The sequence below is a fragment of the Rhodanobacter soli genome (genome assembly GCF_039523495.1).
GTDB lineage: Bacteria > Pseudomonadota > Gammaproteobacteria > Xanthomonadales > Rhodanobacteraceae > Rhodanobacter > Rhodanobacter soli.
The window spans coordinates 112,650-138,904 of record NZ_BAAAFK010000002.1 but is presented as its reverse complement, the minus strand read 5'-3'; the positions used below and the strand labels follow the sequence as shown (position 1 = coordinate 138,904).

Below are 26,255 nucleotides of genomic sequence, written 5' to 3'. Positions count from 1 at the left end.
TACCATCAACACCACCGCGGCTGGCGGCAATGCTTCACTGCTGACGATCGGCGAGTAAGTCCGCCTCACCATAGCCTCGCGTCGTTGCTACGACGTGGGGCTGCGAGTACGGTTCATGTGATCACATGGAGCGTCCCGCACGTCGAAACCGAAGAAGGGCCAGAGCGAATTTGTCCCATGGATCGACCACTCGTTCTTCGACGAATTTCGCCGCACACAGTGAGTGCCTATCCATGCCCGATCCAATGATCATTGAACTGACTTCTGCGCTGTCGCGCATGCGCACCGCGCATGCGGCTGACCCGATGCCGTCGTGGGACGTCCGCGCGAAGCGGCTGCGTGCGCTGGAGACCATGTTGCTCGAACAGCGCGCGGCATTCGCCGCGGCGATCAGCGCCGATTTCGGCCAGCGCCCGGCCGAGGAAACCGACCTACTGGAGATTTTTCCCAGCCTGTCGGCGATCCGTCACGCGCTCGGCCACGGCCGGCGCTGGATGAAGCCGCGGCGGCGCCTCGCCGGTCTGCTGTTCCTGCCCGCGCGCACCGAGTTGCGGCCGCAGCCGCGCGGCGTGGTCGGCATCATCGTGCCGTGGAACTACCCGTTGTACCTGGCCGTCGGCCCGCTGGTCGACGCGCTGGTCGCCGGCAACCGCGCGATGCTGAAGATGAGCGAGTTCACCCCGCGCTTCTCGGCGCTGTTCGCCGAGCAGGTGGCGAAGTACTTCCCACCCGACGAAGTGATCGTGGTGAATGGCGACGCCGCGGTGGCGCAGGCGTTCTCCGCGCTGCCGTTCGACCACCTGCTGTTCACCGGCTCCACCACGGTCGGTCATCACGTGATGCGTGCGGCCGCGGCCAACCTGACCCCGGTGACGCTGGAGCTGGGCGGCAAGTCGCCGGCGATCATCGGCCCGGGCGCGCGCCTCGAACACGCGGTGGAGCGCATCCTGTTCGGCAAGCTGGTCAACGCCGGACAGACCTGCATCGCGCCGGACTACGTGCTGTTGCCACGCGCACGCGAGACCGAGTTCATCGACCTGGCCGGCAAGGTGATGGCGCGGATGTATCCGCAACTGGATCAGAGCACGCAGTACGCCAGCATTGTCTCCGACCGCCAGTACCGGCGCCTGACCGACCTGCGCGATGGTGCGCTGGCCGCCGGCGCGCACGCGCATCCGCTCGGCGAGGCAACGGAAGATCCGGCTCGCCGACTGCTGCCGCCGCAGCTGCTGACCGGAGTCGACGACAGCATGGCGGTGATGCGCGAGGAGATCTTCGGCCCGCTGCTGCCGCTGGTGCCGTACGACTCGCTGGACGAGGCGATCGCCTACGTCGGTGCACACGCGCATCCGCTGGCACTGTACCTGTTCGAACACGATCAGGCCCGCATCGACCGGGTGCTGGCGCGCACCCACGCCGGCGGCGTCAGCGTCAACGACACGCTGTACCACATCGCCCAGCACGACCTGCCGTTCGGCGGCGTCGGCGCGTCCGGCATGGGCGGCTATCACGGCGAGGCCGGCTTTCGCACGTTCTCGCACCTGAAGCCGGTGTTCCGCCAGGCCCGCTGGAACGGTGCCGGCCTGCTCAATCCACCGTACGGCGCACGCTTCCGGCGCATGCTCGATTTATTGCTGCGCCGCGGCTGACCATTCCTCGTGTGCAAAAAAACTCCCCGCCGAAGCGGGGAGGTTTTTTTATACGGTTACAGCACGGCCGGGCGTCAGAACTTGTACATTGCCGACAGGCTCAGCAGGTTGCCGTAGTCCTTGAAATTGCCGGTGACCACATCACCGGTCGAGCCGGTGCTGTTGACGTGCGCCTGGTTCACGAAGATGTGCGCATACGACGCATTGATCTCGAAATGCTCGCTCGCCTTGTAGCCGATGCCCACAGTCGCCAGCTTGCGGGTGGAGTCCGGCACGCGCACGTCGCGCACCGTGTTGTAGGTCGGCGTGGTGTCGACCGCGATACCCGCGCGCAGCGTGACCTTGTCGTTGAGGTAGTAGTCGCCACCGACCGAGGCGTAGACCGTATTGCGCCAATTGAACGTCTCGGAGGTATCCGGCTGCGCCGCGTTGCCGTACTTGACGCGCAGCTCCTTGAACACGTCCCACTTGGTGTAGGCAAAGTCGATACCCAGGCCGAACTTCTCCGCCTGGTGCCAATAGCTCGCACTGAACACGGCCGGCGTGGTGAAGTTGGCAGTGCCCGAGGTGTTGGCGAACGGTGGAATCGAGCTGGCCAGCGCCGGATTGCTGAGCAGCAGGCCGTAGCCCGGCGTGGTGGTGAAGTTGCCGGTGCCCTGCAGGCGATGGCTGATCTTGGAACGGTAGTTCAGCGCCAGCTTGTCGTTTGGCGTGAGTTTCCAGAAGGCGCCGACCTGGTAGCCGTAACCCCAGTCGTCACCCTTGATGCGGGCATAGCCGTCCACGCCCGGAGGCGTCACCGCCGCCACGCCGGCCGCCGCGGCCTGGCCCTGCTGCGCGGCCGCCTGGATCATGGCGGAAGCCTGCGCCGGCGAAATCTGGCCGGCGGCGGCAGCAGCCTGGATTTGCGCGATGCCGGCCGCAGTCTGCGCACCGATGCCCTGCTGGATGCTCAGGCCCACGGCGTTGAAGTTGATCGCGCTGGTGAGCTCGGCTGAGGTGCGCTGCGCGATCGCGCTCACGCCCAAGGCGAAGGTGTCGGATACATCATACGACGCCGAAAAGGTGGCATCGAGCGACTGGAACTTGGACTTGATACCGTTATAGCGACCCACCCAGTCACGATCATATTCAGTCTGGAAGCCAAACGGCACCGAGAAGCCGAAGCCCAGGTGCACCTTGTCCGAAACTTTGCTGGAGAGGAACAACGCCGGCACCGGCAGGGTGGTCCCGGCATCGCCGCCGTTGCCACCGGAGATCGGACGGCCCAGCACGTCGTGCGCGCTGCCATCGAACTTGGCGCTGAAATTGATGGCGGTGACATCGGCTTGGAAATAGGTGCCGTCCAACTCGGTCATCGCCGCCGGATTGTTTACCACCACCGAGACATCGCCGCCAGCGGTGGCGGAGCCCGCATAGGCCCGGCCCAGCCCCTTGGCGCTGTTCTCCTTGAGCTGGAACGCACTGGCATCGGCACTCGCGGGTGCGAACAAGGCGCCCATGACCGCAATGCTCAAGGCGGCGAATGCCAGTGGACGGGCGGTGCCCGTGAGGGAACGAAAAGACTTGTGCATCGCTAGCTCCTGCATGTTGTTGGTGCAGCTCGGGGTAGTTAACGGGTAATTAGCGGGTAGTTAACCGACGGAACGCACGCATTCATACGTACGTTTGAACTTCATGCGCTGAACTTTGCCCTCTTGGACAAGGTGTTGCAAGTGCGGCCGCAACAAATAACTAACGCCGGCATCTCAATCGGGTGATGCAAACTGGGAGGCCAGTCCATCGGCGGGCGCGCTGTTACCCTCTCCTGTCTGGGCGTCGCCCGGCCTCAACTCGACACGGTGCCGTCATGCAATGTTTCATCTATGCCAGCCTGCGCAAGGTCGACAGCTATTTATGGCTGGCGCAGCGCGATGCGTTCGACACCCTGCCCGAGCCGCTGGTGCTGTTGCTGGGTGAACTGCGCTTCGTGATGGAAGTGCAGCTGGACGAGCAGCGCAGGCTGCCGGTCGAGGACACCGCGCAGGTGCTCGAACACCTGCGCACGCAGGGCTGGCACCTGCAGCTGCCGCCGCAGGAAACCCTGGCCACTGCCAACCATCCCGCCTATACGCATTCGCCGAGGGATGATCGGGACGAGTGAATCGCGCATCATGCCGCCGGCGTTAACACTTGGTTACCGTCTGCACATCCAACGATTTCTATACTGTCCCCATGACCCAGCCCAAATCGCGCCGCCGCCCTCCGTTCCTGCATGCCTTGGCCTGGTTCATTCCGGGCCTGCTCGCGGTCGCCGTCGCCGGCCTGGTCACCCATCCGCTGACCCTGCTTCCGCTGCTGCTGGCGAACGCGCTGACCATGGCGGCGATCTGCCACGCGATCGGCTTCGACCCCGAGCCGCGCTTCGGCCGCACCGTGCTGCGCCGCGGCGCCGCGCACCTGGTGATGTTCACCGGCTACACCGTGCTGGTGTTCGTGCTGGTCGCCTGGCCGATGCTGCAGCTGACCCAGGCGCCCAGCCTCAGCGCGGCGCTGGTGCTGGCTGCGGCGCTGGTGCTGGCGCTGGTCACGCTGTGGCGGCTGTGGCCGGCGTTCGGCCTGGTGTTCGTGTGGGACGACGCCTACCCGAGCCAGCGCGACGGTTCGTGGATCTTCACCGCCACCTTGCGCAGCATCGCGTTCGGCCGCCACCTGTCGCGCGAGGAGCGTTTCTTCAGCCACTTCCTGCCGGCTGCGTTCGCGCTGCTGGTGCTGGCGTTCGGCGCGATCGCGCTGACCGGCCTGTACGGCGTGCTGCCGCCGGAGCCACGCGTCGCCGCGCTGGCGATCTACGGCGTGCTGCTGCTGCCGCTGGGCTGCCTGGTGATCGCCAACCGCACGCTGCGCGCGTTGCTGTGCGAACGCCACCAGCCGCGCCGACGTACCGATCGCGCGCCGGCCGCCGCGCCGCGCCCGGTGCTGAGCGAACAGGAACGCACCGCCGGCACGCCGGAACAGGCCGCTGCCCTGCTCGCCGCCACCCGCGACGGCGACATCGAGCGTGCGCTGGCCCTGGTCGAGGCCGCGGCCGACCCCGACACCGCGCCGACCAGCGACGACCGCGACCAGCGCCCGGTACTGATGCTGGCCGCACTGCTGCCGGATACCCGCCTGCTGCGCGCGCTGATCGCCAGGGGCGCCGACGTGAACCGCGCCAGCGGCGGCATCACCCCGCTGCTGGCCGCCACCCGCGACAGCTGGCACGGCCGCGCCGAGGCGGTGCTGACCCTGCTTGCCAACGGTGCCAGCCCGCTGGTCACCGATGCCGAGGGCAACACGCCGCTGCACGGTGCCGTGCTCAGTGCCGACGCCGGCGTGGCGGCGATGCTGCTGGACGCGGCGGCACCGATCAACGCGCTGAACAAGGCCGGCATCAGCCCGCTCGCCACCGCCTGCCGCGCCGCCAACTGGCCGCTGGTGAAATTCCTGCTCGAGCACGGCGCCAAGCCGGCTCCGGCCGACGGCGAGCCGGCGCTGGTCGCCGCCGCCGGCATCGCCGACGACGATGTCGAAGGCGTGAAACTGCTGCTCAAGCATCGAGCCGCGGTCAACGCGGTCGACGCGCGGCAACGGCACGCGCTGCTCAGCGCGGCCGCCGAAGGCCACGAGCAGATCGCCCGCGCATTGTGCGCCGCCGGCGCCGACGTCAACCTGGTCGACCGCCACGGCAGCAGCGCGCTGATGGAAGCGGCGCGCGCCGGTGCCGGCGGCATCGTGCAATTGCTGGCGGAGGCGAAAGCGGACGCCGGCCTGCGCGACAACCACGGCCGCGATGCGCTGACCCTGGCCTGCCAGTCGCCGCGTGCGCATAGCGAAACCGTGCGCGCGCTGCTGGCGCTGGGCGCCGAGCCGAAGGCCGTCGGCAGCGACGGCCGCAGCGCGCTCGACCACGCCGCCGCCGCCGGACGCTGGGACCTGGTCGCCCTGCTCGATCCGGACACGCCGCTGCCGGCCAGCCTCAGCCAGGACGTGCTGGGCGAAGGCAGCGACACCCCGGCGCATTTGCTCGACGCGTTGCGTTTCGGCCACTGGGCGATCGTCTCCGGCTTCATCGAGCGCGTGCGCGAATGGCCGCAATCGGAGCTGGCCCGGCTGTACCTGGACCTGGCCACGCCGGGCCTCGCCGCGGCCCGCCGCTGGCTGCTCGACCACGGCCTGGATGCCGAAGCCCGACTGGAAGCGCCGCGCATCGACGACGCCGAAACCACCGACGCGCCGCACCTGCCGCCGCTGGGCCAGCGCCTGTTCGACGCCTTGCTGCAGCAACTGCCGGACGCCACCGAAGCGGTGGACGACCTGCTGCAGGCCGGTGCCAGCCCCGCCGGTACCGGCCTGCTGGCGCAGGCGCTGGTGCATTTGAACGGGGCCGCCCAGGGCGCCGCGCTGCCGCTGAACCTGCTCGAACGCGGCGCCGATCCGTTCGGCGCGGACGCCCGTGAACGCACCCCGCTGCAGCTGGCCGTGGTCAACGCACAGCTGCCGCTGCTGCAGGCGCTGCTGGCCCGCGGCTGCGACCCGAACACGCGCGACCGTGACGGCCGCACGCCGCTGTTCGCCGCGCTGGAACATGGCGCACAGGCGCTGCCGCTGGTGCGTGCGCTGATCGCCCACGGCGCGAATCCCGAGGCGGCCGACGCGAACGGCGAAACGCCGCTGGGCCTGGCGCTGGAACATCCGGCAGTGGAGCGCTGGCTGGACTGGCGCGACTGGCCGCGGCCGAACCGCGCGCTGCGCGCCGACGACCTGCCCGCCTCCGCCAAGGCCGGCGCGCTGGCCAGCGTGCAACGCCTGCTGGAGCTGGGCTTCGCCGTGGACACCCGCGACGGCCAGGGTGCCACCGCACTGCTGCACGCCTGCGGCGCCGGCCACCGCGACATCGCCGCCCGCCTGCTCGAGGCCGGTGCCGATCCGTCACTGGCCGCGCGCGGCGGCGTGACCCCGCTGGCCGCCGCGGTGGCCGCGCGCCGCGAGGCATTGGTCGCGCTGCTGCTGCAACATGCGGTCGCAGTCGATCAGCGCCTGCCGAACGAGGCCACCGCCTTGATGGTGGCCGCGGCCATGGGTTACCCCGACATCGCCGAACAGCTGCTGGACGCCGGCGCCGACGTCAACGCCGTCGACGACGCCGGCCGCAGCGCGCTGCACGCGGCCGCGCAGTTCGGCTTCGAACACAACGACAGCCTGCGCGCGCGGCGCCTGTTCGATGGCCTGCTCAAGCACGGCGCCGACATCAACCACGCGGACAACGAAGGCAAGACGCCGTTGCTGCTGTTGCTCGGTGCACAGCTGCACCCGGGCAATGCATGCGACGCCACCCACATCGGTGCGCTGGTGCCGCTGCTGCTGGATGCCGGTGCCCGGGTGGAACACGCCGACCAGCGCGGCGTCACCGCGCTGCACGCCTGCGCCATGCACGCCCTGCTGCCACCGGCGCGCGTGCTGCTGTCGCGTGGCGCCGACCGCAACGCGGCCGATGCGTTCGGGCGCACTGCGGCCGACGTGGCGCGGCAGCTGGGCTACGTCGACATCGCCCACGAGCTGGCCGCGCGCAGCAGCGCGATCCCCAGCGTGCGACAGACCCTGCGCCAGCCGGCGCAGCCGTCGGACTAGGGATGGCGCCGATCTATTCCTCTTCCTCGCCGGTCAGCGACGTGTCCGCGTCGCGCTGGCGCTCACGCTGCGCGCTGCGCTCGGCATCCGCGTCGAACAACTGCTGCAGGTCGACCAGCGCGTCACGCGTGCTCTGGATCAGCTTGGTCTCGTCGTCGTAGACCAGCGCCTGCTTCTTCAGCAGTTCCTCGTCGTAGCGACGGAAGCGCTCAACCCGATCGGCCGCCAGTTCGTGCGGCAGGCCCAGCGCCTCCAGCGTCTTGCGGGTCATCTTGAGGCTGGAGTGGAAGGTTTCGCGGATCGGTTCCTCCACGCCCATGTCCATCAGCCGGAACACGTGCTGGCGGTTGCGCGCACGGGCGATGATCTTCAGGTGCGGGTACTGCCGCCGCACCAGCCGCGCGGTGCGCAGGTTCGCCTCCGGGTCGTCGGTGGCCAGCACGAACACCTCGGCCTTGTCGGCCCGCGCCGCGCGCAGCAGCTCCGGTCGCGCGGGGTCGCCGAAGAACAGGTTGACGCTGCCGAAGCGACGTGACTGGTCCACCTGGTCGGCCGAATGCTCCAGCGCCACGAACGGGATGTTCTGCGCGCGCAGCACGCGGGCGATGATCTGGCCGACCCGACCGAAGCCGGCGATGATCACCCGCGGCGTGTCGGCTTCGATCGCATCGAACTCGCGCGCCGGTTTCTTCGGCCTCACGTTCAGCGCCTTCGCCGCCAACACCACCAGCAGCGGGGTCAGCGCCATCGACAAGGTGATCGCCAGCACCAGCGCGTCGCGCTGGACCACGCCGATCAGCCGCTGTTCGGCCGCCTGGCGCAGCACCACGAACGCAAACTCGCCGCCGCAGGCCAGCAGCACCACCAGGCGCAGCGTGTCGGAACGGTTGAGCCCGCCCAGCAGCCGCCCCAGCGGCCACAGCAGCACGCTCTTCAGCAGCAGCAAGGCGCCGACCAGACCGAACATCAACCCGGGCCGGTGCAGCAGCAGCGACAGGTCCATCGACATGCCGACGCTGATGAAGAACAGCCCCAGCAGCAGGCCCTTGAACGGCTCGATGTTCGATTCCAGTTCGTGCCGGTACTCCGAATCGGCCAGCAGCATGCCGGCCAGGAACGCGCCCAGGGTGGCCGAGACGCCGGCCATCTCCATCAGCAGGGCCACGCCCATCACCACCAGCAGCGCGGTGGCGGTGAACACTTCGACCGAATCGGCCTTCGCCACGAAGCGGAACACCGGGCGCAATAGGTAGCGGCCGCCGACGATCACCGCCACGATCACCCCGACCGTGCGCAGCACCGCGAACAGGTTGAAATCCTGCGCGGTGGATGAAGCCAGCAGCGGCACCGCGGCGATCAGCGGGATCGCCGCCAGGTCCTGGAACAGCAGCACCGCGAACACCTGACGCCCATAGGCGGAGCCGGCCTCCTTGCGCTCGGCCAGGATCTGCAGGCCGAACGCGGTGGACGACAGCGCCAGGCTGCCGCCTACGATCACCGCGCCCTTGCCGGTGAGACCGAACAGGAAATACCCGGCTGCCGCGATCGCCACGCTGGTCGCCAGCACCTGCAGCAGGCCGGTGCCGAATACCGAGCGGCGCATCACCCACAGGCGTTGCGGCGACAGCTCCAGGCCGATTACGAACAGCATCAGCTCGACGCCGAACTCGGAAATCGTGGCGACCCCTTCGGTGTCGTTGACCAGACCGAGCAGCTGCGGCCCGATCGCCACGCCGGCGATCAGGTAGCCCAGCACCGCGCCCAGCCGGAAGCGCTTGGTCAGCGGCACCGCGATCACCGTGGCCAGCAGGAACACCACCGCGGTCTGCAGGAAATGGTGACTGTCCACGCGCTGGGTGACTCCGGTCGGCGATGCCCGATTATTCCACGCGAAAGATGACCGCACGGCATCCTCGCATTCGTTTCCATGACGCGGTGGCCGAAAAAGATCAGGCCCGCGCGAGGCGGGCCTGATCGGCATGCAAGGGCGGTGCGCCGCTTACTTCTTCGGCGCGTCCTTCAGCCCGCGGTTTTCCAGCATCGGTTCGATCTGCGGATCCTGGCCGCGCCAGTCCTTGTACATCTTCGCCAGCTCCTCGCTGTTGCCGCGCGAGAGCACCATCGCGCGGAAGCGGTCGCCGTTCTCGCGGGTCAGGCCGCCGTGCTCCTTGAAGCCCACGAAGGCATCGTCGGCCAGCATCTGCGTCCACAGGTAAGCGTAGTAGCCCGCCGCGTAGCCGTTGCCCCAGACGTGCTGGAAGTAGCTGGAGCGGTAGCGCGGCGGCACGTAGCCGAGATCGATGCCGTCCTTCTTCAGCGCGGCGGCCTCGAACCGGTCGGCGTCCTGCAGTGGCGCATCGGCACCGAGCATGTGCCAGTTCATGTCGAGCAAGGCGGCGGAGACCAGCTCGGTCATCTCGTAGCCCTTGTTGAACTTGCCGGCCTTCTTCATCTTGTCGACCAGTGCCTGCGGCATCGGCGCGCCGGTCTGGTAGTGCTTCGCGTAGTGGGCGAACACTTTCGGATCGGTCGCCCAGTGCTCGTTGAACTGCGACGGGAACTCGACGAAGTCGCGCGCGGTGTTGGTGCCGGACAGGGTTGGGTACTGCTCGTCGGCGAAGATGCCGTGCAGCGCATGGCCGAACTCGTGGAACATGGTGGTCACGTCGTCGAACGACAGCAGCGCCGGCTGGCCCGCGGCCGGCTTGCTGAAGTTGGCGACGTTGAAGATCACCGGCTTGGTCCCGAGCAGCTTCGACTGGGTGACCAGGTTGTCCATCCAGGCGCCGCCGTTCTTGTTGTCGCGCTTGAAATAGTCGGTATAGAACAGCGCCAGCGATTTGCCGTCCTTGTCGAACACCTCGAACACGCGCACGTCCGGCTGGTACACCGGGATGTCGTGGCGTTCCTTGAAGGTCAGCCCGTACAGCTGGTTGGCGGCGTAGAACACGCCGTTCTGCAGCACGTCGTCCAGCTCGAAGTACGGTTTGATCTGGTTCTCGTCGAGGTCGAACTTCGCCTTGCGCACCTGCTCGGCGTAGAAGTTCCAGTCCCACGGCTCAAGCTTGAAATCGCCGTGCTGCTTGTCGATCAGCGCCTGGATGTCGCCAGCCTCGGTCTTCGCACGGGCGGTGACCGCGGGCACCAGGTCCTGCATGAACTTCAGCGCCGTCTGCGGCGTCTTCGCCATCTGGTCGTCCAGCTTCCACGCCGCGTAGTTCGGGAAACCGAGCAGCTTGGCCTGCGCAGCGCGGATCTGCGCCAGCCGCTCGATGGTCTTGCGGGTGTCGTTCGCGTCGCCCTTTTCGGCCCGGTTCCACGAAGCCTCGAACAGCGCCTGGCGGGTGGCGCGGTCGGTGAGGTCCTGCAGCTCGGGCTGCTGGGTGGTATTCTGCAGGGACAGCACGTACTTGCCGTCCAGCTTGCGGTCCTTGCCCGCCTGGGCCGCCGCGGCCAGCTCGGCGTCGGACAGGCCGGCCAGCTTCGCCTTGTCGGCGATCACCGGCGCGGCGTCCTTGGTGGCGGCCAGCAGCTTGTTGGTGAACGCGGTGCTCAGCGTCGACTCCTCCTTGTTGAGGTCCTTCAGCTTCGCCTTGTCGGCGTCGGAAAGTTTCGCGCCGGCATGCACGAAGTCCTTGTAGACCACTTCGACCAGGCGCGCCGATTCGGGATCGAGTTTGAGCGTGTCGCGCTGGTTGTAGATCGTCTCGACGCGCTGGAACAGCTTGCTGTCGAGATGGATCGCATCCTGATGCGCGGCCAGCTTCGGCGCTTCCTCTTCCTGCACCTTCTGCAGCGTGTCGTTGGTGTTCGTACCGGTGACGGCGCTGAACGCGGCCATCACCCGATGCAGCATGGCGCCGGATTTCTCCATCGCCACATAGGTGTTTTCGAACGTGGGCGTGGCCGGATCGTTGGCGATCTTTTCGATCTCGGCCAGGTGCTGGCGCATGCCTTCCTCGATCGCCGGCTGGTAGTCCGCATCCTTGATCTTGTCGAACGGCGGCGCCTGGAACGGCAGCGTGCTGGCGCTGAAGAACGGGTTGCTGGTCATGGCGGTGGCAGTGCTGCTGGCGGCGGCGACCGAAGCGGCCGGCGCGGGTGGGTTGGCGGCCTCGTTCGGCGTCTGCGAGCAGGCGGCCAGGGCTATCGTGGTGGCGATCACAATCATGCGCAGACGAAACATCGGATTCCCCAAGTGGTGTGCCCTCGCCGGGTACGGAAAGTCGTAGCCGCCGACTGTACCGACAGCGCGGGCACTTTCCAAACGGCGCAGGATCCTGCGCTCAAGCCGCGCGCAGGTCGCGCAGCTGCCACGCCGCACCGATCAGCAGGTAGAGCCGGTGGCGCACCACGCTCATCGGCAAGTCGGTGATCAGGTCGACGTCGGTACGCAAGTCGGCGACCCGGGCATTCACCTGCGCCGCCGGGTCGGTGGTGCCGAGGCTGCCGTCCACCGCATCCGGATCGGGTTGCACCGCGCGCCAGCGCTGGAACAGTCCGTCGTCGCGCAAGGCCTGCTGCAGCGCCGCGGCGAAATCGTTCGGACCGGCGCCGTCGTACGCAAAACGCGGATCGGCGCCGCGCGCGTGAGCCAGGTCGGCGATCGAGAGGTAGTAGTGGTTGCGGGCCATGTTGCCTCCGGCGGTAGGAACCGGCACCTATCCAAGCACGACCGATGTGAAGGCCGATACCGCCGCCGTCAATTCACCGGCCGCCGCGGCCGGCGCCAGCCCGTGCGGCAGCACGCCCAGGCACGGCGCCGGCAGCAGTTCGCGCAGCGTGGCCAGGTTTTCCTCCGGTGCGTCCATCTCCGGATCGACCCGGTTGCCGATCCAACCCAGCAGGTGACAGCCATCGGCCAGGATCGCGCGTGCGCTGAGCAGGGCATGGTTGAGGCAACCCAGCCGCAGCCCGATTACCAGGATCACCGGCAGACGCCACTGCTTCGCGATGTCCGCCGCGAAAAATCCCGGCGCCAGCGGCACCAGCCAGCCGCCCACGCCTTCGACCACCACGCGTTGATGGCCGGCGCTCAACTGATCGAAGGCCGCGCGCAGTGGCGCGAGAGAAATCGCCACGCCGTCATGCGCCGCCGCCAGATGCGGCGACAGCGGATCGCGCAACGCCACCGGGTTGATCAGCGCGTACGGCAGGTGCGCGTCGCTGCCCGCCGCCTGCAGCGCCAACGCGTCGTCGTTGCGCAGGCCGTTCGGGGTTTCCACGCAGCCGCTGGCGACCGGCTTCATGCCGCAGGCGTTGTATCCCGCTGCGCGCAGCGCATGCAGCAGCGTGCACGCCGCATGGGTCTTGCCGATGCCGGTGTCGGTGCCGGCGATGAACAGCGCGGCCGTCATGCCTGCGTGCTGCGCCGGTCGAAACGGTTCGCCACCACGGCGCTTCGATGGTCTTCGCGCTGTCCAGCCAGGCTCACACTGCATTACTCGTCATGATCGCTCGGCGCATAATACGGGCTTTGCCGCCGGACACGCCGCATGTTCGAACTGAAATCCCACACCCATGCCAGCAAGCGCGAGCACTACGCAGACCTGGTGCAGCAGGCGCGCGGCATCCTCGCCGGTGAGCGCGACCTGATCGCGAACGCGGCCAACTTCGGCGCGCTGGTCTACCACAGCCTGCCGCAACTCAACTGGGCCGGCTTCTACCTGTACGACGGCACCGAACTGGTGGTCGGCCCGTTCCAGGGCAAGCCGGCGTGCATCCGCATCGCGCTCGGCCGCGGCGTCTGCGGCACCGCCGCGCAGACCCGCGAAACCCAGCTGGTGCGTGACGTCAATGCGTTCGCCGGGCATATCGCCTGCGACGCCGCCTCGCAGTCGGAGATCGTGGTGCCGCTGATCAAGCCCGACGGCAGCCTGCTCGGCGTGTGGGATGTCGACAGCCCAGTCACCGACCGCTTCGACGAAGACGATCGCGCCGGGATGCAGGCGCTGTGCGCCGTATTCATGGAATCCGTGCACGGCTGATCACCCTTGGCGATTTTCGTAGGAGCCCGCTCGCGGGCGATGCTCTCCCGAATCCCGATCCCGATCTCCGCCAAAAGCATCGCCCGCGAGCGGGCTCCTACGAGCGCTCGCGCGTCTGGTGCGCGCCTTCGCGCGGCTGCTGCAGCAAGGCCATCACCGCCTGACGCGCCTCGTCCACGCCGGTGCCGGCGGAAGACGAGAAGATCTGCGCGGTGGCGTACAGGCCTTCGGCGGCGAACTGCTTGCGCAGCGCGGCCAGCGCTTGGGTGGCCTGGCCGCGGGAGAGTTTGTCGGCCTTGGTCAGCAGCAGGTGGCAGGGCAGCTGGGTGGCGAAGCAGAACTCCAGCATCATCCGGTCGAATTCCTTCAGCGGATGGCGGATGTCCACGATCAGCACCAGCCCGCGCAGGCTGCGGCGCTGGTGCAGGTAAGCGTCGATCTCCAGCTTCCAGTGCTCGCGCATTTCCAGCGGCACCTTGGCGTAGCCGTAGCCGGGCAGATCGATCAGGCGCAGATCCAGCGCCGACTCGCCGGCGGTTGCGGCAGACGGTCGCTCCTGCGCATCCTGCGCCCGCGACACGGGTACATCCCTGTACGGCGGCAGGCTGAACGCGACCATCTGCTGGGTGCGACCGGGGGTCTTGGAAGTGCGCGCCAGCCCCTTGTGTCCGGTCAGCGCGTTCAATGCGCTGGACTTGCCGGCATTCGAGCGTCCGGCGAACGCCACCTCGGCGCCCTGGTCGGCGGGAAGCTGGCTGATGCGGTGGGCGGCGAGCACGAATTGCGCGCCCTGCAGGGGATTGGGCATGGGAATGGTTTGACCAAGGTAGGGTGGCACGGGATAATTCTGAGGTTTCTGCCTGTTGCAGGCCGCATGGCCGCAATCCCTGGCAGTGTTCGCAAGTCTCTCGGGAGTCAAGTGTATGAGTTTTCGGTCCGCTGGTTTTCGACCCACGGTTCTCGGGTCTGCCCTGGCCCTTGTGCTGGCGCTGTCCGCCAGCGCCGTGATGGCGCAAGACGCCCAGCCGGAGACTGCCACGCCAGCCGCCGCCAGCACCGCGGCAACACCCGCCGGCGCGGCCACTGCGGCGGCGCCTGCCGTTGCCGCGGCTGCGGTCAAGCCGAGTGACGCCACCGCGGGCCAGGCCAAGGCCGCGGTCTGCGGCGCCTGCCACGGCATGGATGGCAATTCCGCCGACGCGCAGTACCCGAAGCTGGCTGGCCAGAGCGAGCAGTACATCGTGCGCCAGCTGACCAGCTTCAAGGCAGCCAAGCGGCAGAACCCGATCATGATGGGCATGGCCGCGCCGCTGTCCGAGCAGGACATGCACGACCTCGGCGCCTACTTCGCCAGCAAGACCGCGCTGCCCGGCGTGGCCGACCAGGCGCTGGTGGAGCACGGCCAGACGCTGTTCCGCCAGGGCGACGCCACGCGCGGCATCCCGGCCTGCATGGCCTGCCACAGCATCGATGGCCGCGGCAATCCGGGCGCGATGTATCCGCAACTGACCAGCCAGCACGCGCAGTACATCGAGGCCACGCTGAAGGCCTGGCACGACGGCACCAGCTGGGGCGACGACGCCCACTCGCAGGTCATGCCGGCGATCGCCAAGCAGCTGAGCGCCGACGACATCGCCGCCCTGGCCAGCTACATCGAAGGCCTGCACAGCGCCGACAGCCAGCCGGCCGCCACACCCTGATCGAATCCGCGCCGACCGAAGTGTCGGCGCTGTGGTTTTACGTTCCGCTCTTTCGAGGTCTGCCATGTTGAAGCGTCTGCCGTTCCTGTGTGCCGCCCTGCTCGCGCTTGCCGCCTGCAGCCATGACAGCGACACCAGCGGCACCGCCCAGCAGGCCGCGCCAGCCGTCAGCAGCAGCGCCGAAGCCGCGCCGGCCAGCACCGCACCGGCAGCTGCCGGCAGCGCGACGCCCGCCGCGACCGGCACGGTCGCCGCCGCACCGGCCGCGACCACCCCCGCCGCGCCCGCTCCGGCCGTGGCCGCGGCGCCGTTCATCGACAACGGCAAGTGGGTCGAGGGCAAGAACTACTTCCGGATCGATCCGGCGCAGCCGACCAGCCATCCCGGCAAGATCGAAGTGACCGAGGTGTTCTCCTACGGCTGCCCGGCCTGCAACGGCTTCCACTCCACCGCCGAGCAGATCGCCAAGAGCCTGCCGCCGGGCGCGGTGATGAACTACCTGGCTGCCTCGTTCCGTCCGGACGAGAACTGGCCGATGTATCAGCGCGCGTTCTACGCGGCGCAAGCGCTGGACTTGGTCGGGAAGACCCACGACGCGATGTTCGACGCGGTGTGGAAGAGCGGCGAGCTGTCCACCTACAACCTGAAGTCCAGCGGGCTGAAGGCACGCTCGGCATGGCCCACGATCGAGGACGCAGCGAAGTTCTACGCCAGGTACGGCGTCGATCCGCAGGAATTCGTCGGCGTCGCCAACTCGTTCACCGTCAACACCAAGATGAAGCGCGCCGACGACCTGATGAAGGCCTACGGGGTGGACAGCACGCCGACCATGATCGTCAACGGCAAGTACCGCTTCACGGCGGGCTCTGCCGGCGGCTACGCGCAGTCGATCGAGCTGACCCAATGGCTGGTGGCCAAGGAAGCCGCCGGCAAGTAAGCCGGTTCGGTTAATCTGACCCGCACGGCGATCCCCACCGCCACCCCGCGAAGAGAGACCCCATGTTCAAGCGATTCGCCCACCCGCGCGTACTCACCCTGCTCGTCGGCCTGCTGCTGGCCAGCGCCTGCACCGCGCAACCCGGTGCGCCGGCGCCGTACACCGAGGGCAACGAATACGTCACCCTGCCCGCCCCGTACCAACGCTACAGCAGCGAGGGCAAGGTGGAAGTGGTCGAGGTGTTCTCCTATGGCTGCATCCACTGCGCGCAGTTCGCGCCGGTCGCCGAGGCGTTGCGCAAGCAGCTGCCGGCCGGGGTGGAATTCAAGCTGGTGCCGGCACCGTTCAGCGCCGAGTGGCTGCCGTATGCGCGCGCGTACTACGCAGCCAAGCAGCTTGGCGCGGTCGAGCGCACCCACCTGAAATTGTTCGACGCCAAGTTCGCCCAGCACTACCCGATCAGTTCGATGGATGAGCTTGCCGACTTCTACGCCCGCGAGGGCGTCGACCGCGCCGAGTTCCTGCGCGTCGCCACCGCGCCACAGACCACGGCGCAGATGAAGAGCGATCTCGCGTTGATCCAGAAGTGGCAGGTGGACGGAACCCCGACCATCGTGGTCAACGGCAAGTACCGCGTGGCCGCGGTGCACTCGTTCGACGAGATGGTTGCGGTGACGCAATGGCTGGTCAAGCGCGAGCTGGCCGGCAAGTAAGCGTCGCACGGGGCGCCCGGCAACGCGGCTGGCGCACCATTCACGTCCGCTGGATCATGCTGGCCGCAGTGCCCGGCGCGTGAGCATGATCCACGATCATGGGCGCCGGCATCCCCTTCCCGTGTACTGTGTTGCAATGACCCGCACCGCCACTTCCCAAGCCGCCCCTGCCGAGCGTCGCCTGCGCCTGCTGAGCTGCAACATCCTGGCCGGTGCCAGCGTGCAGCGCTACCGCGAATACGTCACCCGCAGCCTCAACGCGGTGTTGCCGGGGCGCAGCAAGATGGACAACCTCGACCGGCTCGCCGAGGTGCTGTCGCAGTTCGACGTGATCGGCCTGCAGGAGGCCGACGCCGGCAGCCTGCGCTCCGGCTTCCTCAACCAGACCCGCTACCTCGCCGAGACCGCCGGCCTGCCGTTCTGGAGCCACCAGCCGAACCGGGCGATGGCCAGGCTGGCGCACTCGGCGAACGGCCTGATCAGCCGGCTCGAGCCGTCCTCGGTGATGGATTACCCACTGCCCAGCCGGATCCCCGGCCGCGGCGCCCTGCTGGCCCAGTTCGGCGAAGGCGACAACGCGCTGGCGGTGATGATCGCGCACCTGTCGCTGAGCGCCCCGGCGCGCGCGCGCCAGCTCGGCTTCATCGCCGAGTTGCTGCAGGATTTCCCGCACGCCGTGCTGATGGGCGACCTCAACACCGAACCGGGCAGCAGCGAGATGCAGCAGCTGTTCGCCAAATCCACCCTGCAGCCACCGGCACAGCCGACGCTGACCTTCCCCAGCTGGAAGCCGCGGCGCGCGCTGGACCACATCCTCACCTCGCCGGCGATCCAGCTGGAGAAGACCTGGGCACTGCCGCAGGCGTTCTCCGACCACCTGCCGCTGGCGGCGGAGATCCGGCTGCCGGCGCACGTCGGCGGCAAGGCCACGCCGAGGAAGAGGCGATGACGTCGACGACGTGGCAACGGGCATGGCCATGGCTGCTGTTGCTGCTGGTGGCGCTGTTCACGGCGTGGTTGCGCTACGGTGTGATCGAACCCGCCACGATGGCGCAACAGTGCGGCGGCGGCCACGCGCCGTGGTGGTGTCGCTGGCGGCAATGGCTGGTGCTGGGTTTCCTGCATGACGTCTATGGCATCGCGGCACTGCTGGCGACGGCGCTGGCGCTGCTGTGGAAACGCGCTTGGCTGGCCTGGCTGGCCGCCGCGCTCGGCGTCATCGCGTTGCAGCTGTACTGTTTCGAGAGCGGCGCGCTGGCCGTGCTGATCGGCTGTCTACGCCTGCTGCGCCTGCAGGCGACGCGCGCGGTACCAGTCGCTCAGCACCGGCACGGCCAGCAGCAGGCTCACTCCCAACCATAGCCACGCCACCGCGGTGAGCCCGGCCTCCTGCACCAGCACGACCGCCGCCAGCAGCGGCAGCCAGGGCGCGAGAAAGCGTTCCTCCAGCCAGGGCATCGCCGGTGCATACCGGTCGCCCAGCCAGCCGAACAGCGCATAGCCGACGCACGGCAGCAGGAACAGGCCCAGCGGGAAATCCCGGTAGCGGCCATCGACCACCAGCAGCAGCCCGTAGAACGCCAGCCCGAACAGCCAGCCCAGCCGCAACCAGCGTGGCGGCGCGGCCGGCGCGATCACGCCGGCCAGCCGCGCGGCGATCCAGTGCGCCAGCTGCAGCGCGGTGAACAAGGCCAGCGCGCAGGCGGCGAACGACACCGCCCACTCCCAGCCGTCGCGGCAGGCGTACAGCATCTGCCGGTACTGCCAGGCCAGCGCGCAGCCACTGGCCACGCCGGCCAACGCCAGCGCGCTCCAGCCACGCCAACCGCGCCAGCGTCGCCGCCAGGCGCCGATCAGCGCAAACAGCGCGGCACCGGCCGCGCCGGCGAGCCAGCCGGCCCACCAGCGCGGTTCCTCGGTCACCGGGCCCTGCATCGCGAACTTCGCTCGCGCCTGCACGTCGAAGATCCCCCAGTAACCGCCCACGGTGCCTTCCTGCGCGCGTTTCCACGGCTGGTCGAACGCCTCGATCACGTTGTACGGCATGTGCACGGTAGCCGCGTAGCGCAGGAACTCGCGCAGGTAGCGCGCCTCGTTGACCACGCTGGCGCTGGCCGCCTGGCGCGGCCGCCCGGTGCTGGGCCAGCCGGTCTCACCGATCATCACGCGGCGGTCGGGAAACGCCTGTTGCACCTGCGCGTACACCGCCGCCACATGCTGCACGGCGCCTTCGGGCGGCACCGGCTGGTCTTCCCAGTACGGCAGGATGTGGATGGTCAGGTAATCCACCGAGCCGGCCAGCTCGGGGTGACGCAGCCAGAACTCCCACACGTCGGCATACGTCACCGACACGTGGACCGCCGCACGCACCTGGCGCAGATAGCCGGCCAGTTGCGTCGATGACAGCTCGCCGCGCAGCAGCACCTCGTTGCCCACGATCACCCCGCGCAGCACCTGCGGGTATTTGTTCGCAGTGGCGATGCCGAGCTCGACCTGCTGTGCATTCGCCTTCGCGTCGCGACCCAGCCAGATGCCCAGCAGCACCTGCATGCCGTAGCGCCCGGCGATTTGCGGCACCGCGCTGAGGCCTTGCCCCTGCGAGTACGTGCGCACGCAGTCGAAGCGCTGCGACAACGCACGCAGGTCCGCATCGATGCGTTCAGGGCTGATGTAGGCGTTCGCGTCCAGCGGCGTCTCGCCGGCCTGGCGGAATGGCGCGTACGAGACGCAGGCGATCCGCGCCGACGGCGCATCCGGCAGCGCCACCGGTCGGCCGATCGCCCACCACCAGTACGCCCCGGCCAGCGCAGCCAGCAGCAACACCATCCAGGCCAACCCGTTTCGACGAAAAGCGGGCGAAGCTGCTGACGACATGCCAATCCCGGAGATGCTGAAGATGAAGCGTGCCAGCTTAGCAGGCGTGTCCACACTCACCGAATCGCGACAAGCCGGCCCGGACCATCGACTACACTGCCAGTGATCAATCGCAGGAGTTCCCATGTTCGTTTCCGCTTCACCGCGGCGTGTTCCGCTGGCCTGGCTGCTGCTGGTCGCCGGCTGGCTGCTGGCCAGTGCGATGGCACGCGCCGCCGAACCCGACGCTGCCCAGCGCACCGCCTTCAGACAGGCGTATGCCGCGGCCCAGCAAGGTGGCGATGGCTGGCGCAGCCTGGCCAGCGGCCTGCGCGACTACCCGCTGTACCCGTACCTGCAGGCGGCGGCGCTGCAACACGACATCCAGCAGATCGATCGCGCCAGCGTCGAGGCGTACCTCGCGCAATACCCGGACTGGATTCCCGCTGCCGACCTGCGCCGCGCCTTCCTGCTGGAACTGGCGCGCCGACAGGACTGGAGCACGTTCCTCGCGCTGTACCAGCCCGGCCTCGGCGACACGCTGGCCTGCAATGCCTTGCAGGCACGCCTGGCCGATGGCGGCACACTGGATTTCGAGCAGGACCTGGCCGGCCTGTGGGCCAAGCCGAACCTGCCCGACGTCTGCGACCCGGTGCTTGCCGCCGCGCACGACCAGGGCCTGCTGACCGCCGCACGCTTGTGGACGCGGATCGACCGCGCTGCCGATGCCGGTCAGGCCGGCACCATCGCCAACCTCGCCGGCTGGTTGCCGGCGGCCGAACGCGCCGTCGCGCAGCAACTTGCATTGGCGCTGCGCGACCCGGCCGCCGCGCTGGCGGCCGCCGCCAACTGGCCCGACGGCACGCGCCAGCGGCAGGCCGCCACGCTGGCGCTGACCCGGCTGGCCCGGCGCCAGACCAGCGACGCGGATACGGCCTGGCAGAAACTGCAGTCGCGCTTCCGTTTCAGCGAAGCACAGCGCAACCGGATCCTGCAGACCCTGGCGCTGTATCACGCCACCAATTTCGACGACGGCGCGCTGGCCCGGCTGATCGCCCTGCCTGCCGCCGCGCAGACCGACGGCACCCGCGAATGGCGGGTGCGCGTGGCGCTGGCGCAGCAGGACTGGCGCGCGGTGCTGGCCGGCCTCGACGCGATGCCCGCCAGCCAGCAGCAGGACGGTGAATGGCAGTACTTCCGCGCCCGCGCGCTGACGGCGCTGGGCCGTGACGACGAGGCGCACCAGCTGCTCGGCGCCCAAGCCGACAAGCCCACCTTCTTCGGCTTCCTGTCCGCCGACCGGCTCGACCAGCCGTACGCGATCTGCCCGCTGACCCTGGCCGACGATCCGCAACGCGAACAGACCCTGCTGGCCAACCCCGGCCTGTTGCGCGCGTTCGAACTGTACGCGGTGGATCTGCCGAAGCTGGCGCGGCGCGAATGGACGCGCGCGCTGCAGGATGCCGATCCGGCCACTCAACGAATTGCCGCCGACATGGCCAACCGCCGCGGCTGGTACGACCGCGCCGTGTTCACCATGAGCAGCGGCGACGCACTGCGGCTGTACGACCTGCGCTTCCCGCTGGCCAGCCAGGACGGCCTGGTGCCGCAGGCCGGGCTGGCCGGGATCGAGCCGGCCTGGGCTTACGGCATCCTGCGCGCGGAAAGTGCCTGGATGAGCGATGCGCAATCCGGCGCCGACGCACGCGGCCTGATGCAATTGCTGCCGGCCACCGCCGCGCTGGTGGCGAAACGCAACGGCCTCGACTGGGGCGGCGGCGACACGCTGTACGACCCGGCCACCAACATCGCGCTGGGTACGCGCTACCTGGCGCAGATGGCCGCGCGCTTCAACGGTTCGCCGTGGCTGGCCAGCGCCGCCTACAACGCCGGACCGAACAAGGTCGACCAATGGCTGGCCGCACGCGGCACATTGGCGCCGGACCTGTTCGTCGCCACCATCCCGTACCGGGAAACCCGCGAGTACGTGGCGCGGGTGATGGCGTTCAGCGTGATCTACGATTGGCGCTTGAGCGGCGACACGGTGGTGCCGCTGGCCACCCGCATGGGCGCCATCGGCCAGCCCTACGCACTGCCGACCGCTGCGACGGTGCGCCGCACGGTCGACTGCCCGCCGGCCGTCGCACCGGCCGCAGCGGCCAGTGCGGCATCCGCCACGCCCTGAGTGCAGGAGAGCCTTCGCATGAGCGCACAGCAACTCGTCATCCTCGGCGGCACCGGTTTCGTCGGCAGCCATCTGGTGCCGCGCCTGGCCGCCGACGGCCACCAGATCGTGCTGCTCAGCCGCAACCGCGAGCAGCATCGTGAGCTCGGCGTGTTGCCCACGGTGAGCGTGCGCAGCGCCGACATCTACGACGACGACGTGCTGCGTCGGCAGCTGGCCGGCGCCGACGCGGTGATCAACCTGGTCGGCATCCTCAACCCGAGCGGCCGGCACAGCTTCCAGCGCGCGCATGTGGAACTGGCGCGCCGGCTGATCGCCGCGTGCCACGCCAGCGACGTCGGGCGCCTGCATCAGATGAGCTCGCTGAAGGCCGGCCAGGGCCTGTCGCAGTACCTGAAGACCCGCGGCGAAGCCGAGGCGCTGGTCCGGGCGTCCGCGCTGGACTGGACGATCTACCAGCCCAGCGTGATCTTCGGCCCCGGCGACGGCCTGGTCAGCCGCTTCGCCAAGCTGCTGCGGCAGATGCCCGCGCTGCCGCTGGCGCGCGCGCAGGCGCGGATGGCGCCCACCTGGGTCGGCGACGTGGCCGAGGCGATCGCCCGTTGCGTCGATCACCCGACGCTGGGCCAGCGGCGCAGCTTCGAGCTGTACGGCCCCGAGGTGCTCACGCTAGGCGAGATCGTGCGCAAGATCCGCGCTGCCGCCGGCCTGCGCACGCCGGTCATCGCGCTGCCCGATAGCCTCGGCCGGCTGCAGGCGCAGTTCGCCGAGCTGTTGCCCGGCAAACCTTTCTCGCTGGACAACTTCCGTTCGCTGCGCACCGATTCGGTCGGCAAGGTGAATGGCTACGCCGCGCTCGGCATCGAACCGCAGGCGTTCACGCCGTGGCTGCCGGTGCTGCTCGACGAGCCGCCGCGCCAACGCCGGCTGGCCGCGGCGCGTTCGCTGCAACGCTGAGCGCGGCGCGGATCAGCGAACGCCCAGCAACAGCCGCAAGCGATCCAGCTCGGCGCCGTAGCGCGCGGCCAGCGCCGGCTCGCGCAGCCAGGGCCGGCGCGTGCGCAGTGCGGTGCGCGCCTCCATCGGCTCGTGCCGGAAGCCCAGGCAGGCCGGGTCGACCTCGAGTCCGCAGAACGCCAGCAGTCGGCGCACCTGGGCCTCGGGATCGGCCAGCAAGGCCTCGTAGTCGTGTTCGAGGAATCGCTGCGGGAACAACCGCTGCCAGTGTCGGCCGAGCCGTTCGTGGTCGCGCCAGTAGCTGGCGATGTCGTCCAGGTCGTAGCTGAAGTCGTGGCCGCTGGCGAACAGCTGGCGGTAGCAGGCAAAACAGGTTTCCAGGGCGTCGCGCCGGCAGTGCACCACCCGTGCGCCCGGCAGCATCGCCAGCGCCACGCCCACCACGCGCCAGTTCAGCCGGTTTGCGTCGATGAAGCGCGGCAGGCCGCGGCGCGAATGCGCGGTGCGCGCCAGGTAGTCCTGGCCCAGACGCGTCCAGTCCGCCGGCGTGGCCGAGCCGACCCACTGCAACAGCGGCTGTCTGCGCCGGGCCGACTCGTCGCCGATCACCCGTTGCAGGTCGGGCGACTCGTCGACGCCACCCACGTACGGGTGCGCGGCAAGGATCTGCCGGGCCAACCCGGCACCGGCGTGCGGCAGCGCCATGAGGAAGATCACCTGCTCGCCCAGCGCGGCATCCGCGGCCCCGGTCAACGGCTCGGCGAACGCCGCGAGCATGGCATCGGCGCGCGCCCGCATTCCCGCCGCGTTCCAGTTCAGCTGCCGGCGCCGCCACGCGTTGGCCTTGCGCAGGGCACGGAAGGCCGCGCGATAGTCGCCCTGGTCTTCCAGCGCGCGAGCCAGCGCGAAGCCGAGCCGGATGCGCGCCAGCGGCGCCGGCTGCGGCATCTGCAAGGCGCGCTGCAGCTGGGCCACGTCATTCTCGCCGAAGCGCTCGGTGTCCAGCCCGGCCAAGCCGCTCCAGGCTTCCGGATGGCCGGGCTGGCGCTGCAGCACCTCGCGGTAATTCGCGGCTGCCGGGACCTCGGCGCCGAGACTGGTCTGCGCCGAGGCCAGCACCAGCCGCGCGGCAAGATGGCCCGGATCGAGATCCAGCGCGCGATGCAGCGCGGTGATCGCCCCGGCCGACCGGCCCTGCAGCTGGAACATCCGGCCCAGGTTGAACCACGCCGGCGCGAAGTCGGGCGCCAGTTCGCAGGCTCGCTGCAACGCCGACAAGCCCGCTTCGTTGTCGCCCTGGGACTGCAGCGAAACACCCAAGTTGATGTGCACCAGGGCGTCATGCGGATCCCGCGTCAACGCCTGGCGCAGGATCGTCACCGCCTGCGCGTAGTTGCCGCGCAACTGCTGCAGTTGGCCAGACAGGCGCAGCGCCTCCACGCTATCGGGCACCAGCGCCAGCACCGCGGCCAAAGCCGCTTCGGCGCGCTCCAGTTCGCCGTCGGCCATCGCGCCGCTGGCTTCGTCGAGCTGTTGCACCGCCTCCGCCGACAGACCCGCGGCACGATCCCGCAGCAGCGGATGAGCCTGCTTTGCCACCATGGTCGAGGGCCCCCTGCCCGCCGTCGGTTTCAACCGCCAGCTTACGTGAGCGGGGCGGCGGCATAAAGCGCCACCGATCGGTCGGCATGCCATCCCGGCCCGGCCATGCATGGCAGAATCCCCCTCATGCACATCTACCTGGTCGGCGGCGCGGTCCGCGACAAACTGTTGAACCGCCCCGTGGTCGACCGTGACCACGTGGTGGTCGGCGCGTTGCCGGAGGAGCTGCTGGCGCTGGGCTACAAGCCGGTGGGCAAGGATTTCCCGGTGTTCCTGCATCCCGACACGGGCGAGGAGTACGCGCTGGCGCGCACCGAGCGCAAGAGCGGGCGCGGTTATCACGGCTTCGTGTTCCAGGCCGACCCGACGATCACGCTGGAGCAGGACCTGGCCCGGCGCGACCTCACCATCAACGCGATCGCCGAGGACGAGCACGGTGCGCTGACCGACCCGTTCGGCGGCGTGCGCGACATCGAGGCGCGCGTGCTGCGCCACGTGTCGCCGGCGTTCGCCGAGGATCCGGTACGGGTATTGAGGGTGGCGCGTTTCGCCGCGCGCTTCGCACCGCTGGGTTTCACGGTGGCCGCGGAAACCATGGCGTTGATGCGGCAGATGGTGGCCGATGGCGAGGTCGACCACCTGGTGCCGGAGCGCGTATGGGCGGAAACGCGCAAGGCGCTGGGCGAGCCGCAGCCATCCATGTTCCTGCGCGTGTTGCGCGAATGCGGCGCACTGGCCGTGCTGTTTCCCGAAGTCGACGCGCTGTACGGCGTGCCGCAACGCGCGGAGTTCCACCCGGAGATCGACACCGGCGTGCATGTGGAGCTGGTGCTGGACGCGGCGGCACGGCTCGCGCCGGGCAACGACGTGGTGGGCTTCTGCGCGCTGACCCACGACCTCGGCAAGGCGCTGACGCCATCCGATGAGCTGCCGCGCCACATCGGTCATGAGCATCGCGGCGTGGCGCCGCTGCGCGCGCTGGCCGCGCGGCTGAAGGTGCCGACCGAACACGCCGCGCTGGCCGAGCTGGTCTGCCGCGAGCATCTGAACGTGCACCGCGCGTTCGAGCTGAAGCCGGCCACCGTGCTGAAACTGCTGGGCGCACTGGATGCCCTGCGCCGGCCGGCGCGGCTGGAGCTTTTCCTTGCGGCCTGCGAGGCGGACAAGCGCGGCCGGCGCGGCCACGAGCACGACGCTTACCCGCAGGCGGATTACCTGCGCGCGGCGCGCGCCGCCGCCGCCGCGGTCGAGTCCGCCGACTTCGTCGCGCGTGGCCTGGCCGGCCCGGCGATCGGCCAGGCGATGGATGCGGCGCGGATCCACGCCATCGCCGCGCTGAAAACTCAGCCTTCGCCAAGCGGATCCGCGGTATAAAGCCCGGATGACCTCCGCCCGTCGCGGCGTCCGATCACTTCTTGCTGGAGTTGCCCGTGTCGAGTGCATTCACCCCGACCTCTTCCCTGCGTCAGCGTTTCCGCCCGCTGCTGTGGCTCGCGATCACCTACCTGGCGATCTCGTTCGCCACCCGCGTGGTGCTGTTGGTGATGTCCGGCAGCGAGGTGCCGCACACACCGCTTAACCTGCTGTACGCGTTCGGCGTGGGGCTGGGCTACGACCTGGTCACCTACATCTACGTGGCGTGGCCGCTGGTGCTGTTCCTGTGGCTGGTACCGACGCGATCCGGGCGCATGCCGGGGTTCCGGCGCTGGTTGCTGTCCGCGGCTGCCGCGGTGCTGGCCTGCGCGATCTGCCTGGGCGCGCTGCACCTGATGTACCACGCCACGCTCAAGACCAGCTGGCCGGCGGTCCTGCCGTTCCTGTTCGTGCTGCCGCTGACCGCGTTCACGTATACCTCGCGCGTCGGCCAGTGGATGTTGTACGGCTTCGGCATGCTGCTGTTGTATGGACTGCTGTTCGTGGCGGCGTCCGAGCTGGTGTTCTGGAACGAGTTCAGCGTGCGCTTCAATTTCATCGCGGTGGACTATCTGGTCTACACCACCGAGGTGATCGGCAACATCCGTGA

At 69.1% G+C, this 26,255-nt stretch carries 20 protein-coding genes and 1 pseudogene; 13 read left to right on the top strand and 8 right to left on the bottom strand.

The annotated features are described in order from the left end of the window. Window positions 1-233 precede the first annotated feature (233 nt). Window positions 234-1,649, top strand: a complete 1,416-nt coding sequence (locus ABD024_RS15655) for a coniferyl aldehyde dehydrogenase (RefSeq protein ID WP_343855209.1) — start codon at window positions 234-236, stop codon at window positions 1,647-1,649. Between the two features lie 74 nt (window positions 1,650-1,723). Here ABD024_RS15655 and ABD024_RS15650 read toward each other — a convergent pair whose 3' ends face one another. Beyond that, window positions 1,724-3,223 (bottom strand): OmpP1/FadL family transporter, encoded by a 1,500-nt coding sequence (locus ABD024_RS15650; protein ID WP_343855205.1) that lies wholly within the window; start codon window positions 3,221-3,223, stop codon window positions 1,724-1,726. A gap of 275 nt (window positions 3,224-3,498) precedes the next feature. On the opposite strand from ABD024_RS15650, the gene ABD024_RS15645 reads away from it, so the two are divergent. Both ABD024_RS15645 and ABD024_RS15640 read left to right on the top strand, forming a co-directional pair. Continuing rightward, window positions 3,499-3,792, top strand: a complete 294-nt coding sequence (locus ABD024_RS15645; RefSeq protein ID WP_343855201.1) for a YcgL domain-containing protein — start codon at window positions 3,499-3,501, stop codon at window positions 3,790-3,792. A gap of 71 nt (window positions 3,793-3,863) precedes the next feature. Further along, entirely contained in the window at window positions 3,864-7,298 is a 3,435-nt protein-coding gene (locus ABD024_RS15640; RefSeq protein WP_343855199.1) for an ankyrin repeat domain-containing protein, read from the top strand. Between the two features lie 13 nt (window positions 7,299-7,311). Here ABD024_RS15640 and ABD024_RS15635 read toward each other — a convergent pair whose 3' ends face one another. From ABD024_RS15635 to bioD, 4 genes are all read right to left on the bottom strand, one after another. Beyond that, window positions 7,312-9,147 (bottom strand): monovalent cation:proton antiporter-2 (CPA2) family protein, encoded by a 1,836-nt coding sequence (locus ABD024_RS15635; protein ID WP_343855197.1) that lies wholly within the window; start codon window positions 9,145-9,147, stop codon window positions 7,312-7,314. A 150-nt stretch (window positions 9,148-9,297) separates the two neighbouring features. Next, window positions 9,298-11,484 carry a peptidyl-dipeptidase Dcp gene (gene dcp, locus ABD024_RS15630; RefSeq protein ID WP_343855194.1) on the bottom strand — a complete coding sequence of 729 codons (2,187 nt, stop codon included), beginning with the start codon at window positions 11,482-11,484 and terminating at the stop codon, window positions 9,298-9,300. Between the two features lie 100 nt (window positions 11,485-11,584). Further along, entirely contained in the window at window positions 11,585-11,932 is a 348-nt protein-coding gene (locus ABD024_RS15625; protein WP_343855191.1) for a hypothetical protein, read from the bottom strand. A 27-nt stretch (window positions 11,933-11,959) separates the two neighbouring features. Beyond that, the gene (gene bioD, locus ABD024_RS15620) at window positions 11,960-12,655 is read right to left on the bottom strand and encodes a dethiobiotin synthase (protein ID WP_343855188.1); all 696 of its coding nucleotides are present in this window, start codon (window positions 12,653-12,655) and stop codon (window positions 11,960-11,962) included. A gap of 138 nt (window positions 12,656-12,793) precedes the next feature. Here bioD and ABD024_RS15615 point away from each other — a divergent pair, with 138 nt between their 5' ends. Further along, window positions 12,794-13,285, top strand: a complete 492-nt coding sequence (locus ABD024_RS15615; protein ID WP_343855183.1) for a GAF domain-containing protein — start codon at window positions 12,794-12,796, stop codon at window positions 13,283-13,285. A 97-nt stretch (window positions 13,286-13,382) separates the two neighbouring features. Here the strand turns inward: ABD024_RS15615 and ABD024_RS15610 are convergent, their stop codons facing one another. Further along, entirely contained in the window at window positions 13,383-14,093 is a 711-nt protein-coding gene (locus ABD024_RS15610) for a GTP-binding protein (protein ID WP_343855177.1), read from the bottom strand. Window positions 14,094-14,208: 115 nt separating this feature from the next. Here ABD024_RS15610 and ABD024_RS15605 point away from each other — a divergent pair, with 115 nt between their 5' ends. The 5 genes from ABD024_RS15605 to ABD024_RS15585 all read left to right on the top strand — a co-directional run bounded on the left by ABD024_RS15605 (window position 14,209) and on the right by ABD024_RS15585 (window position 17,997). Then, entirely contained in the window at window positions 14,209-14,985 is a 777-nt protein-coding gene (locus ABD024_RS15605; RefSeq protein ID WP_343855173.1) for a c-type cytochrome, read from the top strand. 64 nt (window positions 14,986-15,049) lie between these two features. Continuing rightward, complete coding sequence (locus ABD024_RS15600; protein ID WP_343855169.1) at window positions 15,050-15,922, top strand: thiol:disulfide interchange protein DsbA/DsbL; 873 nt, start codon at window positions 15,050-15,052, stop codon at window positions 15,920-15,922. Window positions 15,923-15,984: 62 nt separating this feature from the next. Continuing rightward, entirely contained in the window at window positions 15,985-16,635 is a 651-nt protein-coding gene (locus tag ABD024_RS15595) for a thiol:disulfide interchange protein DsbA/DsbL (protein WP_343855165.1), read from the top strand. A 136-nt stretch (window positions 16,636-16,771) separates the two neighbouring features. Beyond that, entirely contained in the window at window positions 16,772-17,584 is an 813-nt protein-coding gene (locus tag ABD024_RS15590; protein ID WP_343855160.1) for an endonuclease/exonuclease/phosphatase family protein, read from the top strand. Further along, a complete protein-coding gene (locus ABD024_RS15585) occupies window positions 17,581-17,997 on the top strand; it encodes a hypothetical protein (RefSeq protein WP_343855156.1) in 417 nt (138 codons plus the stop codon). The genes ABD024_RS15590 and ABD024_RS15585 overlap by 4 nt, the downstream gene beginning before the upstream one ends. Here the strand turns inward: ABD024_RS15585 and ABD024_RS15580 are convergent. Next, window positions 17,911-19,461, bottom strand: a complete 1,551-nt coding sequence (locus ABD024_RS15580; protein WP_343855153.1) for a glycoside hydrolase family 17 protein — start codon at window positions 19,459-19,461, stop codon at window positions 17,911-17,913. The two genes, ABD024_RS15585 and ABD024_RS15580, sit on opposite strands and share 87 nt — an antisense overlap. 172 nt (window positions 19,462-19,633) lie before the next feature. On the opposite strand from ABD024_RS15580, the gene ABD024_RS15575 reads away from it, so the two are divergent. Both ABD024_RS15575 and ABD024_RS15570 read left to right on the top strand, forming a co-directional pair. After that, complete coding sequence (locus ABD024_RS15575; protein ID WP_343855149.1) at window positions 19,634-21,673, top strand: transglycosylase SLT domain-containing protein; 2,040 nt, start codon at window positions 19,634-19,636, stop codon at window positions 21,671-21,673. An 18-nt stretch (window positions 21,674-21,691) separates the two neighbouring features. Continuing rightward, window positions 21,692-22,630 carry a complex I NDUFA9 subunit family protein gene (locus ABD024_RS15570; protein ID WP_343855145.1) on the top strand — a complete coding sequence of 313 codons (939 nt, stop codon included), beginning with the start codon at window positions 21,692-21,694 and terminating at the stop codon, window positions 22,628-22,630. Between the two features lie 12 nt (window positions 22,631-22,642). Here the strand turns inward: ABD024_RS15570 and ABD024_RS15565 are convergent, their stop codons facing one another. Further along, window positions 22,643-24,232: a tetratricopeptide repeat-containing sulfotransferase family protein gene (locus ABD024_RS15565; protein WP_343855141.1), complete on the bottom strand. Its 1,590-nt coding sequence runs from the start codon at window positions 24,230-24,232 to the stop codon at window positions 22,643-22,645. Window positions 24,233-24,358: 126 nt separating this feature from the next. On the opposite strand from ABD024_RS15565, the gene ABD024_RS15560 reads away from it, so the two are divergent. Next, window positions 24,359-25,606 carry a multifunctional CCA addition/repair protein gene (locus ABD024_RS15560; protein ID WP_343855137.1) on the top strand — a complete coding sequence of 416 codons (1,248 nt, stop codon included), beginning with the start codon at window positions 24,359-24,361 and terminating at the stop codon, window positions 25,604-25,606. Between the two features lie 56 nt (window positions 25,607-25,662). Beyond that, window positions 25,663-26,255, top strand: a pseudogene (locus tag ABD024_RS15555) (LTA synthase family protein); the annotation flags it as partial.